Raw genomic sequence first — 14,610 nt, 5'->3', positions numbered from 1 at the left:
GACCGGTCAGCGGATCGTGGGTGGCCTCGTACTCCAGGCGCTCCCTGGCGGCCCGGCTCTCGGCGCACTCACGACCACGCTGCGAGACGCGTTAGGGAGGCGAACCGGTGGCAGGGCGGTTCGAGGGGCGGAACGTGCTGGTGGCCGGTGCCGGGGTGTCCGGCCGCTCGGCCGCCGAGGCGCTGCTGGCGGCGGGGGCGGCGGTCACCGTCACCGACGCCTCCGCCGACCGGCTGGTCGCGCTGGCGTCGCTGCAGGCGCAGGGCGCGGAGCTGGTCGCCGGCCTGGTCGAGCCGCCCGCGGGCACCGACCTGGTCGTGACCAGCCCCGGCTGGCGGCCGGACGCGCCGCTGCTGGCGGCGGCCGTGGCGGCCGGCGTCGAGGTGATCGGCGAGGTCGAGCTGGCCTGGCGGCTGGACCAGGAGAAAGACGTGCCGGCCAGGTGGCTGGCGGTCACCGGGACCAACGGCAAGACGACGACGGTCAGCATGCTGGAGTCGATCCTGCGGGCGGCCGGCGTCGACGTGGTGGCCTGCGGGAACGTCGGGCTGCCGGTGGTCGACGCGGTCCGCGCCGGGCACGAGGTGCTCGCCGTGGAGCTGTCCAGCTTCCAGCTGCACTGGTCGGACTCCGTCGCGGCGTTCGCCGCCGTCGTCCTCAACCTCGCCGCCGACCACCTGGACTGGCACGGTTCTCTCGCCGCCTACGGCGACGCCAAGGCGAAGGTGTACGCAGGCAACTCCGTCGCCGTCGCCAACGCCGACGACGAGTGGTCGACCCGGCTGTCCGCCGCTGCCGCGGCGGATGCCCGGCGGGTCTCCTTCACCCTGGGCGCCCCGGCGGAGGGGCAGCTGGGTGTCGAGGGCGGTTCGCTGGTGGACCGGGCCTTCGGCGGTGGCGTGGTGCTCGCGGAGCTCGCGGACGTGCATCCGGCGGGCCCGCACAACGTGGCGAACGCGCTGGCCGCGGCGGCGCTGGCGCGGGCCTACGGCGTCGACCCGGCGGCGGTGGCCGACGGGCTGCGGGCGTTCCAGCCGGGCGCGCACCGGTCGGTGGTCGTCGCGACGGCCGCCGGTGTGTCCTATGTGGACGATTCCAAGGCGACGAACCCGCACGCGGCGGACGCGGCGCTGCGCGCGCACCCCCAGGTGGTGTGGATCGCGGGCGGGCTGCTGAAGGGCGCCGAGGTCGACGAACTGGTCGCGGCCAACGCCGATCGGCTGACCGCCGTGGTGCTCATCGGCCGCGATCGGGGCCGGTTCGCCGCCGCACTGGCCCGACACGCGCCGGATGTGCCGGTCCGCGAGGTCGCCGCAGGGGACGATGCGGGCATGCTGGAAGCTGTTCGCGCGGCCGACGAGTTCGCGCGTCCGGGCTCGGTGGTCCTGCTCGCCCCGGCCGCCGCGTCGATGGACATGTTCACCGACTACGCCCACCGGGGCCGGGCTTTCGCCGACGCGGTGCGCGCGGTGCTGGCCGACGCCCCGGCGGCGCACGGCGGGTGATCCGCCGTGACCACGATGACCAAGCCCGCGGCCGCGCGCAGCCCGAAGAAGCGCGCCACCCGGAGCGTGCTGTCCCCGCTGACCGCTTGGCTGACCCGGCCGCTGGCGTCGTTCCACCTGCTGCTGGCCGTCTTCGGCCTGCTGACGATCTTCGGCCTGGTGATGGTGCTCTCGGCCTCCAGCGTCGACTCGTTCGACAAGGACGGCTCGTCCTACAGCGTGTTCAGCAAGCAGGTGTTGTACTGCCTCGCCGGGCTGCTGGTGTTCTACGCCGCGCTGCGGGTGCCGGTGCGGCTGATGCGCCGGTACAGCCTGATCCTGCTGACGGTCTGCCTCGGGCTGCTGGTGGCCGTGCTGACGCCGCTGGGCTCCAAGCTGAACGGGGCGCAGAGCTGGTTCGTGGTCGCCGGCGTGTCCTTCCAGCCGGTCGAGTTCGCCAAGATCTCCTTCGCGCTGTGGGGCGCGCACGTGCTGGTCACCAAGCGCGGCCTGATGACGCAGTACCGGCACCTGCTGGTGCCGGTGGTGCCGGCGGCGCTGCTGATGTTCGCGCTGGTCATGATGCAGCCCGACCTCGGTTCCACGATCACGCTGTTCATCGTGCTGCTGGCCCTGCTGTGGTTCGCCGGTGCGCCGCTGCGGCTGTTCCTGGTGATGCTGCTGGGCGCGGTGACCGCGGGCGTGGTGCTGGCGATGGTCGCCGACTACCGGATGGCGCGGCTGACCAGCTTCCTGGATCCGCTCGCCGACCCGGCAGGTAACGGCTACCAGGCCTCGCAGGCGCTTTTCGCGCTGGCCGACGGCGGGCTGTTCGGCCGCGGGCTGGGGCAGGGCTGGTCGAAGTGGCAGTACCTGCCCAACGTGCACAACGACTTCATCTTCGCGGTGATCGGCGAGGAGCTCGGGTTCGTCGGCTGCGCGATGGTGCTGGTGCTCTTCGGCACCACCGCTTACGTGGGCATGCGCATCGCGTTCCGCAACACCGACCCGTTCATCCGGCTGGTTTCGGCGACGTTGACGATGTGGCTGGTGGGGCAGGCGATCATCAACGTCGGCTACGTGGTGGGCCTGCTGCCCACCACCGGGCTGCCGCTGCCGCTGATCTCCTCGGGCGGATCGTCTGTGGTCACGACGATGCTGGTGTTCGGCCTGCTGGCGAACTTCGCCCGGCACGAACCCGAGGCCATCGCCGCGCTACGGTCTTTGGGACCGGGTCGGGTTGGCAAGCTGCTGCGGCTGCCCACCCCGGCGCCGTACCGGCCACCGGCGAAGCGGCGGCCGGCACGACCGACCCCACGAAGCCGGCCCGGCGCGAAGAGCTCCGGGGCGGCGGCAACTCGCCGGGGAAGCGGGGACACGCGCGCGCGTGGTGCGCGCAGCGGACCCGGATCCCGGGCGCAGACACGAGGAGGACACCGTTGAGCGGGGAGCAGACGGTCCGCATCGACCAGGGTGCTGTGGCCGACCCGCGGGGCGCCGCCATGGGCAGGCGGCCGCTGTCGGTGGTGGTCGCCGGCGGCGGCACCGCCGGGCACATCGAGCCCGCGCTGGCGCTGGCAGACGCGGTGCGCCGGCTGCGGCCGGACGCCCGGGTGACCGCGCTGGGCACCGAACGGGGCCTGGAGAACCGGCTGGTGCCGGCCCGCGGCTACCCGCTGGAGCTCATCCCACCGGTGCCGATGCCGCGCAAGCCCAACGCCGACCTGCTGAAGCTGCCGCTGAAGGTGCGGGAATCGGTGAAGCAGACCCGCGAGGTGCTGGAGCGCGTCGGCGCGGACGTGGTGATCGGCTTCGGCGGCTACGTGTCGCTGCCCGCCTACCTGGCCGCGCGCGGCCGGGTGCCGATCGTGGTGCACGAGGCGAACGCGCGCGCGGGGCTGGCGAACAAGGTCGGCGCGAAGTTCGCGGAACGCGTGCTGTCGGCGACCCCGGACAGCGGCCTGGCCGGGGCGCAGACCATCGGCATCCCGCTGCGCGAGTCGATCACGCAGCTGGACCGGTGGGCGCTGCGGATGCAGGCCCGCCAGCACTTCGGGCTGCACCCGCACGCCCCGACGATCCTGGTGGTCGGCGGCTCGCAGGGCGCCCGCACCCTGAACACCGCGTTCTCCGGCGCGGCGGAAGCGCTGGGGCGCGCCGGGATCGGCGTGCTGCACGCGCACGGCCCGAAGAACACCATCGCGGTGCAGCAGGTTCCGGGCGCGCCCGCGTACGCGGCGGTGCCCTACCTGGAGCGGATGGACCTGGCGTACGCGGCGGCGGACCTGGTGGTGTGCCGGTCGGGGGCGATGACCGTCGCCGAGGTCTCGGCCGTCGGGCTGCCCGCGGTGTTCGTGCCGCTGCCGCACGGCAACGGTGAGCAGGCGCTCAACGCGCAGCCGGTGGTCGCCGCGGGCGGCGCGCGGCTGGTGGCGGACGCGGACCTGACCACGCAGCGCGTCATCGACGAGGTGCTGCCGCTGGCGCTCGACGCCCAGCGGCTGCAGGAGATGAGCCGGGCGACGCTGGGCAGCGGCCACAGAGAGGCGGACCGGGTGCTCGCGCAGATCGTGCTGGAGGTGGCCGGACAGTGACCGAACCATCCACTTCGGACCTGTCGGATCTGGATGCCGTGCTGGCCCGGGTGCACCTGGTCGGCATCGGCGGCGCCGGGATGAGCGGCATCGCCCGCATCCTGCTGGCCCGCGGGCAGGAGGTGTCCGGTTCGGACGCCCGCGACTCGCGCACGGTGCTGGCGCTGCGCGCGCAGGGCGCGCACATCGGCATCGGCCACCGGGCCGAGAACCTGGACCAGTTCGACGCGGACCCGACGGCGGTCGTGGTGTCCACGGCGATCAAGCCGGACAACGCGGAGCTCGTCGAGGCGCAGCGCCGGGGAGTCACGGTGCTGCGCCGCGCCGAGGCACTGGCCGCGCTGATGGCCGGGCACCGGGTGGCGTGCGTGGCAGGCACCCACGGCAAGACTTCGACGACGTCGATGCTGACCGTGGCCCTGCAGCACTGCCGCTTCGACCCGTCCTTCGCCATCGGCGGCGACCTCAACGAGTCGGGCGCGAACGCGCACCACGGCGACGGCAGCATCTTCGTCGCCGAGGCGGACGAGAGCGATGGCTCGTTCCTGGTGTTCGCGCCGTCGGTCGCGGTGGTGACCAACGTCGAACCGGACCACCTGGACCACCACGGCACCGCCGAGGCCTACATCTCGGTCTTCGACGAGTTCGTGCGGCGGATCGAGCCGGGCGGCGTGCTGATCGCCTGCGCCGACGACGCGGGCTCGGCCGCGCTGGCCGACAAGGCGGCGGCGCTCGGGATCCGCGTGCGGCGCTACGGGAAGTCGGTGACCGGCGAGGGCGACGCCCGGCTGGTCGGCTACCGGGCCGAGCACGGCTCCGGGGTGGCGACCGTGGAGCTCGGCGGCGAGCGCGTGGACGTGCAGGTGGCGGTGCCGGGCGAGCACATGGCGGGCAACGCGGTCGCCGCGCTGCTGGCCGGGCTGGAGCTCGGCGCGCCGCTCGGCGGCCTGCTCGACGGGCTCGCCGCGTTCGGCGGCGTCCGCCGGCGCTTCGAGTTCAAGGGCCGCGCCGGCGGCGTCCGCGTCTACGACGACTACGCCCACCACCCCACCGAGGTCGACGCGCAGCTGCGCGCGGCGCGGCCGGTGGTCGGCGACGGCCGGCTGATCGTGGTGTTCCAGCCGCACCTGTTCTCCCGCACGGCGGCGTTCGCCGGCGAGTTCGCGACGGCGCTGGGCCTGGCCGACGAGGTCGTCGTGCTGGACGTCTACGGCGCGCGGGAAGACCCGCAGCCCGGCGTCACCGGCAAGCTGATCGCCGACGAAGTGCCGCTGCAGCAGGGGAAGGTGCACTACGAGCCGTCGTTCACGGCGGCGGCGCCGCTGGTCGCGGGCCTGGCCCGGCCGGGCGACCTGGTGCTGACGATGGGGGCCGGCGACGTGACGATGCTCGGCCCGGAGATCCTCCGCGAGATCGACCGCGACACCGCGGAGGACCAGGGGTGACCCCGACGCGCCGCCGTGCAACGGAACGTCCTGGGATGCGCAGCACCCGGGGTCGTCCGGTGCGGGGCGGCGCGACGGCGCCGCCGAAATGGCGGCGCTGGGCGCTCCCGGCGGTGCTGGCCGCGGTGACCGCGATAGCGCTCGTGCTGTACTTCACGCCGCTGCTGGGCGTCCGGTCGGTGCAGGTGGTCGGCAACGCGACGCTGGGCCAGGACCAGGTGGTGCAGGCGGCGGGCATCGAGCTGGGCACGCCGATGCTGCAGGTCGACGTCGACCAGATCCACGAGCGGCTGCAGGTGGTGCCGAAGATCGCCGCGGTGCAGGTGTCGCTGAGCTGGCCGTCGACGGTGCAGGTCCAGGTGACGGAGCGGGTGCCGGTGGCGTTCCTGGTGGCCCGCAACGGGATTCAGCTCGTCGACGCCGGCGGTGTGCCGTTCGAGGCGGTCCCGGACCGCCCGGCCGACCTGCCGGAGCTCCGGGTGCGCGAGGCGTCCCAGAACGACGCGGCGACCCGCGCGGCGATGACGGTGCTGATGGCCCTCTCGCAGCCGGTGCGGGCGGACGTGACGGCGGTGATCGCGGAGAACCCGAACGACATCCGCCTGACGCTCAAGGGTGACCGCGAGGTCCACTGGGGAACGCTGGAGGAAACCCCGAGGAAGGCGGCGATCCTCCCGCCGCTGCTGACCCGCCCGGGAAACGTCTACGACGTGACGACCCCGGCGCTGCCGACAGTGGCCTGACGCCCTGCTTTGGCGGCGATCCTCCTACCGCTGCTGACCCGGCAACGTCTGCGGCGTGACGACCCGACGGTGGCCTGAGCGGAGTTCAGGTTTCGTTGGCTGCGTGGTCGATGAAGCGGGTCAGCAGGGTGTGCAGGCGGTGCTGGTCGGATTCGGACAGGGGCGCCAGCAGTTCGCTCATCGTCTGCGCTGCTATCCGGGTGACTTCGGCGAGGCGGGCGCGGCCTTCGTCGGTGAGGTGGACGGCGTACCTGCGGCGGTCGTGCTCGTCCTTGCGGCGGTTGACCAGGTCCTGCCGCTCCAGTTCGTCGAGCACGTAGACCATCGAGGACTTGTCCATCTGCAGGTGGCCCACCAGTGCGCTCTGCGGGGTCGGGCCCGCCTCGGCGAGGTGGCCGAGCACCGCGAAGTGGCGCAGGTCGAGCCGGTGCGCGCGCAGGGCGCGGTTGGTCGCGGCGCGGGCGTAGCGGTGGGCCAGGTACAGGTCGCCGCCGATCAGCAGCTCGAGATGTTCGCCGGGCTTGTCCACGCGCACATTATGCCCGATGACAAATCATCTGAATTCAGATAATCTCTGTTCGGTGGACATCATCGTTGTAGGAGCGGGCCTCGCGGGGCCCCTGCTCGCCCAGGGTCTGGTCCGAGCCGGTTTGCGCGTCGCGGTCTACGAGCGGGAAGCCGCCGTCGACCAGCGCAGTCAGGGCTACCGCATCCACGTCGGGCAGGAGGGCGATCTCGCCTTGCGCGCCTGCCTGCCGCCCGAGCTCTACGAGCGGGCGGTGGCGACTTCGGGCGTGCTCGGGTCGGGGGTGTCCTTCCTCGACCCGCAGCTTCAGGTCGTCCACCGCCTGGAGGTTCCGCCGGACTCCGACGACTCCGCGGGGCAGCACCTGGTGGTCGACCGGGTCACCCTCCGCCGGATCCTCCTGACCGGCCTGGACGTGCGCCACGGCTCGCCGTTCGAGCGCTACGAGCTGCTCGACGACGGGCGGGTGCGGGTGTTCTTCGCCGGCGGCGAGGTCGCCGACGCGGACCTGCTGGTGGCCGCGGACGGAACGCACTCGCGGATCCGGGCCCAGCTGCTGCCCGGCGCCGAGGTCGTCGAGACCGGCCAGTTCCTGATCTATGGGAAGACGCCGTTGACCCCGCGGGTGCGGGCGCTGGCGCCTGCCGCCGCGCTGGACGGGTTCTCCATCGTGAACGGGCCGGACGGCCGTTACATGCCGTTGGCCGCCTTCGAGTCCCGCACCGGCACGGGCGTCGAGGACTACCTGATGTGGGTGGTCGGTGTCCCCGGCTCGCTCCGGTCGGTCGCGGAGTCCGCTGCGGACGGGCGCGGGCTGCAGGAGGCGGCGGCCTATCTGATCGCGGACTGGCCCGCCGCGCTCGGCGAGCTCGTCCGGTTCGGCGATCCGCAGAGCGTGCACTCGACGACGGTCCGGACCGCGGAACCCGTGGCGCCCTGGCGGACCGTCCCGGTCACGGCGATGGGCGACGCCATCCACACCATGGTCCCGACCGGGAACAGCGCGGCCGTCGCGATGCGCGATGCGGCCCTGCTCTGCCGCCGCATCGTCGAGCGGCGCGGATCCCTGCTCGACGCGGTCCGTGAGTACGAGGCGGAGATGCTCGACTACGGCTTCGCCGCCGTGGCGCAGTCGCTGCGCGGTGCCTGATCGCGCAGCGTGTGCGGGACGCTGCTCAAGATCGTCTTCATCACGCTAACGTGTGGTCGTGTTCAGGGTTAGTGGCGACGCACCGGAGTCGGTCTTCTCGGGACAGGCTCAGCGGACCAGGCGGCTGCACTCGGTTCGCGCGGCGCCAGCCCGCCCCGCGCCGCCGGTGGACATCGCCGAGGCCGAGGAGTTCCTGCGGCTCTTCCACGCCGAGAACCGGGATTCCGGGTCGCTGCAGCAGCGGCTGGACCGGATGCGGTACGAGGTCGAGACCGTCGGCAGCTACCGGCACACCCCGCAGGAGCTGACCTTCGGCGCGCAGGTGGCGTGGCGCAACAACGCCCGCTGCATCGGGCGGCTGTACTGGCGGAGCCTGAAGGTGCGGGACCTGCGCGACGTGCACAACGTGTCCGCCGTCGCGGCGCACTGCGTGCAACACCTGCGGATGGCCACCAACAACGGCAAGATCCGCCCGGTGATCAGCGTGTTCCCGCCGGAGATCCCGCAGCGCCCGGCGCCGCGGATCTGGAACGAGCAGCTGATCCGCTACGCCGGCTACCGGCGCCAGGACGGCTCGGTGCTGGGCGATCCGCGGTACGCGCGCTTCACGGACGCGCTGATCGGCTTCGGCTGGCGCCCGCCGGGCCAGCGCTCCGCGTTCGACGTGCTGCCGCTGGTGGTGGAGACCGCCGAGGAGGGGCCGCACATGTTCGCCCTGCCCGCGGAGCTGGTCAAGGAGGTCCCGCTGAGCCACCCCGAGCTGCCCTGGTTCGCCGAGCTCGGGCTGCGCTGGCACGCCGTCCCGGTGATCAGCAACATGCGGCTGCGCATCGGCGGGGTGTCGTACCCGGCCGCGCCGTTCAACGGCTGGTACATGGGGACCGAGATCGGCGCCCGGAACTTCGGCGACACCGACCGCTACGACCTCGTCCCGGTGGTGGCCGAGAAGCTCGGGCTGGACACCTCGCGCGAGGACACGCTGTGGCGGGATCGCGCGCTGGTGGAGCTCAACCGCGCGGTGCTGCACTCCTACCAGCAGGCCGGGGTGACCATCACCGACCACCACACCGAGTCGAAGCGCTTCCTGACGCACCTGGCCAAGGAGGAGGCGGCGGGCCGCAAGTGCCCGGTGGACTGGTCCTGGATCGTGCCGCCGATGTCGGGCTCGCAGACCCCGGTCTTCCACCGCTACTACGACGAAGACCCGCAGCGCCCGGACTTCCTGCTCGACGACGACGCGACCCGCCGGGCCCTCGAAGGCGGCCCGCCCCGCTTCGCCCCGGGACCGCGCAGGTAGGGCCTGAGGATCAGCCGGCGGGCCAGGGCGTTGCCCAGGACTCGGGTTCCAGGCCGAGGGCGTTGCACAGGTAGCCGATCGTCCGGTACCAGCCGGTCAGGACGATCAGCTCCACCAGCTGCGGGTCGCTGTACCGGTCGCGCAGCCGCGCCCACATCGCGTCGTCCAGGCTCGCGGTCGCGTCGAGTTGGTCGACGGCCGCGAGCAGCGCGAGATCCGCTTCGCTCCAGGCCTCGGCGCTCGGCCGCGGCTCGGTGGTGTTCGCGAGCTGCTCGGCGCTCAGCCCCACCTGCGGGCCGTAGTGCGCGGCGTGCACGCCCCATTCGTAGCGGGCGCCGTTCCGCGCGGTGATCCGGTCGATGACGATCTCCCGGTCGCGCTCCGGGAGCCGTCCGTGGGCGAGCAGCCCGCTTCCCAGGACCCGCATCCGGGAGGCGAGCTCCGGGTGGACCTGGAGCACCCGGAACAGCAGCAGGGGATCGTGCGGGAAGTCCGGCGGGTGCCATTTGGCCAGTTCCGCTGGGTTTTCGGCGGGCGCGGGGATGCGGCTCACGGCGGCCTCCGGTGGTAGCCTCGTGCTTCGGAAAACGAAGCGTAGGTGGTTCGATTGTCGAAGCGCAAGGATTCGGGGGCGGACCCGCTGCCCGGCCGGCCGGTTCGGGGTTCGGAGTCGGGGCGCCCCGTCATGGCGGCGCTGGACCTGCTCGGCCGTCGGTGGACGCTGCGGATCCTGTGGGAACTCCACCAGCGGCCGGACGGCTTCCGCGGCCTGCAGGCCCGGTGCGACGGGATGTCCAGCAGCGTCCTCGCCACCAGGCTGAACGAGCTCACCTCGGCCAGGCTGGTCGAAGGCGGCTACCGCCTCACCGGGCTCGGCGAAGAACTGGTCGAAGCGATGGGACCGATGGTCGAGTGGTCCCGGCGATGGGCCGATGAACTGACCTGACCGCGACGGCTCCGAGTCGCCGCAGTGTCCGTCCGAGAACTCGCTCCGCGCGCCGAGAACGTCACCCCGTCGCGCCTGCGCGCGCCGTTTTCGCGAGAAAACGTCACCCCATCGTGCCGGGGTTCCCGCAATTTCAATGGAAATCAGAGGTTCGATTTCCATTGAAATTGCGGTCCTCCGGAGCCTTGGCCACTCGGGTGGCGGGGTGAGCCGACCTGGGGCCCGCCACGAATGGCGCATTGACTCACCCGGTGGGTGATCAATAGCGTCAGCAATCGTTTTCTCGGGTGGTGTGGCTTACCGGGGGTGATCGGCGTGGCTCGTCCGGAGGGGAACGTGAGCCGCCGCGGGTTCCTGCGCGGCGTCGGCGCCGCCGCTCTCGCCGCTCCCGCGCTGGTCGGCTGCGCCCCGGCGCGGAATCCCCGCGAGATCACCTTCTGGAACTTCCTGGGGCCCGGCGGCGAACCGAAGGCGCGCAGCGACTGGGTCGTGCGGCTGGCCGCCGAGTGGAACGCCACCCACGACGTCAAGGTCCGGCTGCGCTACGTGCCGACCAAGGACTACACCTCCGGGCCGACGCTGCAGACCTCGTTCAGCGCGGGTGCCGGGCCGGACGTCTTCATGCTCAGCCCCGGCGATTTCCTGCGCTACTACAACGGCGGCGTGCTCGCCGACCTCACCCCGCACCTGGATCCCGCGGTGCGGGCCGACTTCCTGCCGCAGGTCCTGCAGACCCGGCTGGTCGACGACCGGGTCTACGGCCTGCCGATGGAGATCGAGCCGCTCGCGCTCTACTACGGCGAGGAGGCGTTCGAGCAGGCCGGGCTTTCCGAGGGCGACCTGCCGCGCACCTGGGACGACCTGATCGCGGTGGCGGAGCGGCTGACCACGCCCGACCGCTTCGGGATGCTGTTCGAGACGAATCCCGGCTACTACCAGAACTTCACCTGGTACCAGTCGATGTGGATGGCCGGCGGCGAGGTGTTCGCGCCGGACCAGAGCCGTTCCGCCTTCGACGGGCCGGGCGTGCACGCCGCCCTGCGGTTCTGGCAGGACACCGTGCGGGCCGGGGTCGCGCCGCGCCGGGTGCGGGGCGCGGGCGCCAACGACACGATCTCCAACATCGCCGACGGGTACTGCGCGATGCAGCAGCTCGGGATCTGGGGCATCGCCGAAATCGCCGAGCAGGCACCAGATTTCCGCTACGGCGTCACGCCCATGCCCGCTCCGCCCGGCGGCACCTACACCACGTCGCTGGGCAGCTGGGCGCTGGTCGCCAACGCGAAGGGCGCCAATCCGGAGGCTGCGGCCGAGTTCGTGGTGTGGGCGCTGGGTTCCGCCGATCCGGCGTGCATCGAGCGGATGCGGCTGTGGAACACCGTCGCCAAGACGAACCTGCCGCCCCGCTACTCGGTGCAGCGCGCCGCCGAGGAGCACGGCGCGTTCGAGCACGGCCCGATGCGGGTGTTCGCCGAGCAGGTGATGGCCGAGGCCCGGCCCGAGCCGCGGTATCCGCCGGAGGTCTACCGGGCGGTCTCCGACGCGTTGCAGGCCTGCCACCTCGACGGCGCCGATCCGGTCGAGGCCGCCGGCGCCGCCGCCGAGCAGATCGACACGTTCCTGTCCACCTACGACGGAGCGCCGATCCATTGAGCACCCGACGAAGCGGAGACCGCAGATCCGACGCCGCCGCGGCGTTCGCCTTCCTCGCCCCGGACGGGATCGGGCTGCTGCTGTTCGTCGCGATCCCCACGGCCCTGGCGCTGGTGGTGGGCCTGTTCGACGTCGACGGCTTCGGCAACGTCGCCTGGGCCGGGCTGGACAACTTCCGGCTGATGGCCGGTGACGGCCTGCTGTGGCGCAGCTTCGGCATCACCGCCACCTACGCGGTGCTGTTCGTGCCGCTGGCGTTCGCCGCCGCGCTAGGGCTCGCGCTGCTGGTCAAGGACCACTTCCCGGGCGTCGGGATGGTGCGCGCCGCGCTGTTCCTGCCGAACGCGGTGAGCCTCGTGGTCATCGGCCTGCTCTGGCAGTTCCTGCTCGCCGACAAGACCGGCGCGGTCAGCCGGCTGACCGGCCTGGACGGCGTTTCCTGGCTCGGCGACCCGGACCTGGCGCTGATCACCCTGGTGCTGATCAGCGTGTGGTTCCTGATGGGCTACCAGATGCTCATCTTCCTCGGCGGCCTGCAGGACATCCCGCGCGAGCTGTACGACGCGGCCGTCATCGATGGCAGCGGCCCGTGGCAGCGGTTCCGCCACGTGACCTGGCCGATGCTGCGCCCGACGAGCTTCTTCGTGCTGGTCACCTCGACGATCAACGCGGTCACCGGCATGCAGGTGTTCGACCTGGTCTTCGTCACCACCTCCGGCGGCCCGGCCAACGCCACCACGACCGTCGTCTACTACGCCTACCAGCAGGCCTTCCAGTTCGGCCGGTTCGGCTACGCGGCGGCGATCTGCGCGCTGCTCGTGCTCGCCCTCGGCGCTGTCACCGGCGCCATGTTCGCCCTGACGAGGGGAGGTCGTTTCGATGCGTAGGGCATCCGGCAGGGCGGTGCTCGCCTACCTGGTCGCGCTGGTGACCGTCGCGCCGCTGCTCTGGTTGCTGCTCAGCGCGTTCCGCCCGGAATCGCAGCTGTACGACCTCGGCTGGCCCCGCGAGCTGACACTGTCCAATGTGGCCTACGTGCTGACCGAGGTGCCGTTCCTGCGCTATCTCGCGAACAGCGCGCTCGTGGCCGTCTCGGTCACCGTGATCGCGCTGTTCCTGCACTCGATGGCGGCCTACGCGCTGGCCCGGTTGTCCTTCCGGGGCAGGGGATTCGCGTTCGCCTCGGTGGTGGCGACGCTGCTGATCTCGTTGCCGGTGATCCTGGTGCCGCTGTTCATCGTGGTCCGCGGACTGGGCATGGTCGACACCTACGCGGGCCTGATCGTGCCGGGCCTGTTCAACGCGTTCGGCATCTTCCTGCTCCGCCAGTTCTACCTCGGGGTGCCGCGGGAGCTGGAGGAGGCGGCGCACCTCGACGGCTGCGGCCACTGGCGGATCTACTGGCACGTCGTCCTGCCGCTGAGCCGCCCGATGCTGGCGGCGTTGGCGGTGCTGTTCTTCCTGGCCAACTGGAACTCGTTCCTGTGGCCGCTGGCGGTGGCGCAGGACGAGTCGCTGCGGGTGGTCCAGGTCGGGATCGCGTCCCTGCAAGGCCAGTACGCCTCGAAGCAGCACTACGTGCTGGCGGCGGCGATGCTCGCGGCACTGCCGACGATCCTGGTCTTCCTCCTCGGCCAGCGGTGGCTGGTCGCCTCCCTCAAGACCTCCGGCCTCCGCTGACCGGACGACGATCAGCCGTTGGCCTCGAGTTGGTGTGCCGCGCGGATCGCACCCGGCGGGCTGTCGGTGCGGTGGCGTAGTTTGCCCGGAGTGCGGGCGTCGCGGTTGGTTTCGTTGCTGTGCTTGTTGCAGGTGCGGGAGGTCATGACCGGGCCGGAACTCGCCCGCGAGCTGGAGGTCTCCGAGCGGACGGTGGCCCGCGACGTGCTCGCGCTGGCGGCGGCCGGGGTGCCGGTGTACGCGGAGCGCGGGCGGGCCGGCGGCTACCGGCTGCTAGGCGGCTACCGGGCGAAGCTCAACGGGCTCCACCAGGCCGAAGCGGAGGCGCTGTTCCTCGCCGGCGTGCCGGGCCCGGCGAGCGACATGGGCCTCGGCGAAGCCGTCGCCGCCGCGAGGCTGAAGGCGTCGGCCGCGCTGGCGCCGCCGTTCCGCGATGCGCCGCAACGGGTGGGGCAGCGGTTCCACCTCGACGCGCCCCGCTGGTTCCGCGAGGCCGAAACCCCGGCGGTGCTGCCGGAACTGAGCCGGGCGGTGTGGCGCGACCGCAAGGTCGTCGCCCGCTACCGGCGCGGCGACGAGGAGGTGCGGCGCGAGCTGGAGCCGTACGGGCTCGTGCTCAAGGCGGGCGTCTGGTACCTGGCGGCCCGCAGCGGCCGGCGGTTCCTGACCTACCGGGTCGACCGCTTCCGCGAGGTGGAGGTCGTCGACGACGAGTTCGCCCGCGACGAGACCTTCGACCTCCCGGCCTTCTGGGAGGAGAAGTCCGACGAGTTCTCCCGCTCCCTGCTGACCGAAGGCGTCGAGATCCGGATCAGCCCTGCTGGCCTGCGGAAGCTGCACGCGACGACCGACGGCGCCGCGGCCCGCGAAGCGGAGGCGGCCGCGGGCGAACCCGACGAGCAAGGCTGGGTGACCACCACGTTCCCGGTGGAATCCCTGGAAGTGGCCTACGACCAGATCCTCGCGCTGGGCCCAGAGGCGGAGGTCCTGACCCCACCGGACCTCCGCACCCGCCTGGCCGAAGCGGCCACCCGCCTCGCCACCCTCTACGACCTCGGCTGAGAGGAAGAACGTCCGCATCGGGCGATCGCC

At 72.3% G+C, this 14,610-nt stretch carries 14 protein-coding genes; 12 read left to right on the top strand and 2 right to left on the bottom strand.

Annotated features, from left to right (window positions below):
* The first annotated feature begins 107 nt into the window (after window positions 1-107).
* Genes murD through AB0H93_RS29185 form a run of 5 tightly spaced genes read left to right on the top strand, consistent with a single transcriptional unit; the run spans window position 108 to window position 6,266 of the window.
* Complete coding sequence (gene murD / locus AB0H93_RS29205) at window positions 108-1,505, top strand: UDP-N-acetylmuramoyl-L-alanine--D-glutamate ligase (RefSeq protein WP_358576597.1); 1,398 nt, start codon at window positions 108-110, stop codon at window positions 1,503-1,505.
* Window positions 1,506-1,520: 15 nt separating this feature from the next.
* Window positions 1,521-2,927, top strand: a complete 1,407-nt coding sequence (gene ftsW / locus AB0H93_RS29200) for a putative lipid II flippase FtsW (RefSeq protein ID WP_358576607.1) — start codon at window positions 1,521-1,523, stop codon at window positions 2,925-2,927.
* 59 nt (window positions 2,928-2,986) lie between these two features.
* Window positions 2,987-4,078: an undecaprenyldiphospho-muramoylpentapeptide beta-N-acetylglucosaminyltransferase gene (murG, locus tag AB0H93_RS29195; protein WP_358576606.1), complete on the top strand. Its 1,092-nt coding sequence runs from the start codon at window positions 2,987-2,989 to the stop codon at window positions 4,076-4,078.
* Window positions 4,075-5,523: a UDP-N-acetylmuramate--L-alanine ligase gene (gene murC, locus AB0H93_RS29190; protein WP_358576596.1), complete on the top strand. Its 1,449-nt coding sequence runs from the start codon at window positions 4,075-4,077 to the stop codon at window positions 5,521-5,523. Before murG ends, murC begins: the two co-directional genes overlap by 4 nt.
* 35 nt (window positions 5,524-5,558) lie before the next feature.
* Complete coding sequence (locus AB0H93_RS29185) at window positions 5,559-6,266, top strand: FtsQ-type POTRA domain-containing protein (protein WP_358576595.1); 708 nt, start codon at window positions 5,559-5,561, stop codon at window positions 6,264-6,266.
* 85 nt (window positions 6,267-6,351) lie between these two features.
* On the opposite strand, the gene AB0H93_RS29180 is transcribed toward AB0H93_RS29185, so the two are convergent.
* Entirely contained in the window at window positions 6,352-6,795 is a 444-nt protein-coding gene (locus AB0H93_RS29180) for a MarR family transcriptional regulator (RefSeq protein ID WP_177226278.1), read from the bottom strand.
* A 52-nt stretch (window positions 6,796-6,847) separates the two neighbouring features.
* On the opposite strand from AB0H93_RS29180, the gene AB0H93_RS29175 reads away from it, so the two are divergent.
* Window positions 6,848-7,942 carry an FAD-dependent monooxygenase gene (locus AB0H93_RS29175; protein ID WP_358576593.1) on the top strand — a complete coding sequence of 365 codons (1,095 nt, stop codon included), beginning with the start codon at window positions 6,848-6,850 and terminating at the stop codon, window positions 7,940-7,942.
* A gap of 124 nt (window positions 7,943-8,066) precedes the next feature.
* Complete coding sequence (locus AB0H93_RS29170) at window positions 8,067-9,239, top strand: nitric oxide synthase oxygenase (RefSeq protein WP_358576605.1); 1,173 nt, start codon at window positions 8,067-8,069, stop codon at window positions 9,237-9,239.
* Window positions 9,240-9,249: 10 nt separating this feature from the next.
* On the opposite strand, the gene AB0H93_RS29165 is transcribed toward AB0H93_RS29170, so the two are convergent.
* Window positions 9,250-9,792: a carboxymuconolactone decarboxylase family protein gene (locus AB0H93_RS29165; protein WP_358576591.1), complete on the bottom strand. Its 543-nt coding sequence runs from the start codon at window positions 9,790-9,792 to the stop codon at window positions 9,250-9,252.
* Window positions 9,793-9,846: 54 nt separating this feature from the next.
* Between AB0H93_RS29165 and AB0H93_RS29160 the strand changes: the two genes are divergently transcribed.
* The 5 genes from AB0H93_RS29160 (at window position 9,847) to AB0H93_RS29140 (ending at window position 14,580) form a co-directional block, all read left to right on the top strand.
* Window positions 9,847-10,185, top strand: a complete 339-nt coding sequence (locus AB0H93_RS29160) for a helix-turn-helix domain-containing protein (RefSeq protein ID WP_358576590.1) — start codon at window positions 9,847-9,849, stop codon at window positions 10,183-10,185.
* Window positions 10,186-10,500: 315 nt separating this feature from the next.
* Window positions 10,501-11,838, top strand: coding sequence for a sugar ABC transporter substrate-binding protein (locus tag AB0H93_RS29155; RefSeq protein WP_358576589.1), 1,338 nt, complete (start codon window positions 10,501-10,503; stop codon window positions 11,836-11,838).
* On the top strand, window positions 11,835-12,725 hold the full coding sequence (locus tag AB0H93_RS29150; RefSeq protein ID WP_358576588.1) for a sugar ABC transporter permease: 891 nt from the start codon (window positions 11,835-11,837) through the stop codon (window positions 12,723-12,725). Before AB0H93_RS29155 ends, AB0H93_RS29150 begins: the two co-directional genes overlap by 4 nt.
* Window positions 12,718-13,518, top strand: coding sequence for a carbohydrate ABC transporter permease (locus tag AB0H93_RS29145; protein WP_358576587.1), 801 nt, complete (start codon window positions 12,718-12,720; stop codon window positions 13,516-13,518). Before AB0H93_RS29150 ends, AB0H93_RS29145 begins: the two co-directional genes overlap by 8 nt.
* Before the next feature lie 123 nt (window positions 13,519-13,641).
* On the top strand, window positions 13,642-14,580 hold the full coding sequence (locus AB0H93_RS29140) for a transcriptional regulator (protein WP_358576585.1): 939 nt from the start codon (window positions 13,642-13,644) through the stop codon (window positions 14,578-14,580).
* The last annotated feature ends 30 nt before the right edge of the window (window positions 14,581-14,610 follow it).

Origin of the sequence: Saccharopolyspora sp. NPDC050642, from assembly GCF_040654735.1 — a bacterium.
Classification (GTDB): domain Bacteria; phylum Actinomycetota; class Actinomycetes; order Mycobacteriales; family Pseudonocardiaceae; genus Saccharopolyspora; species Saccharopolyspora elongata.
This window is presented reverse-complemented; position numbering and strand designations above follow the sequence as displayed.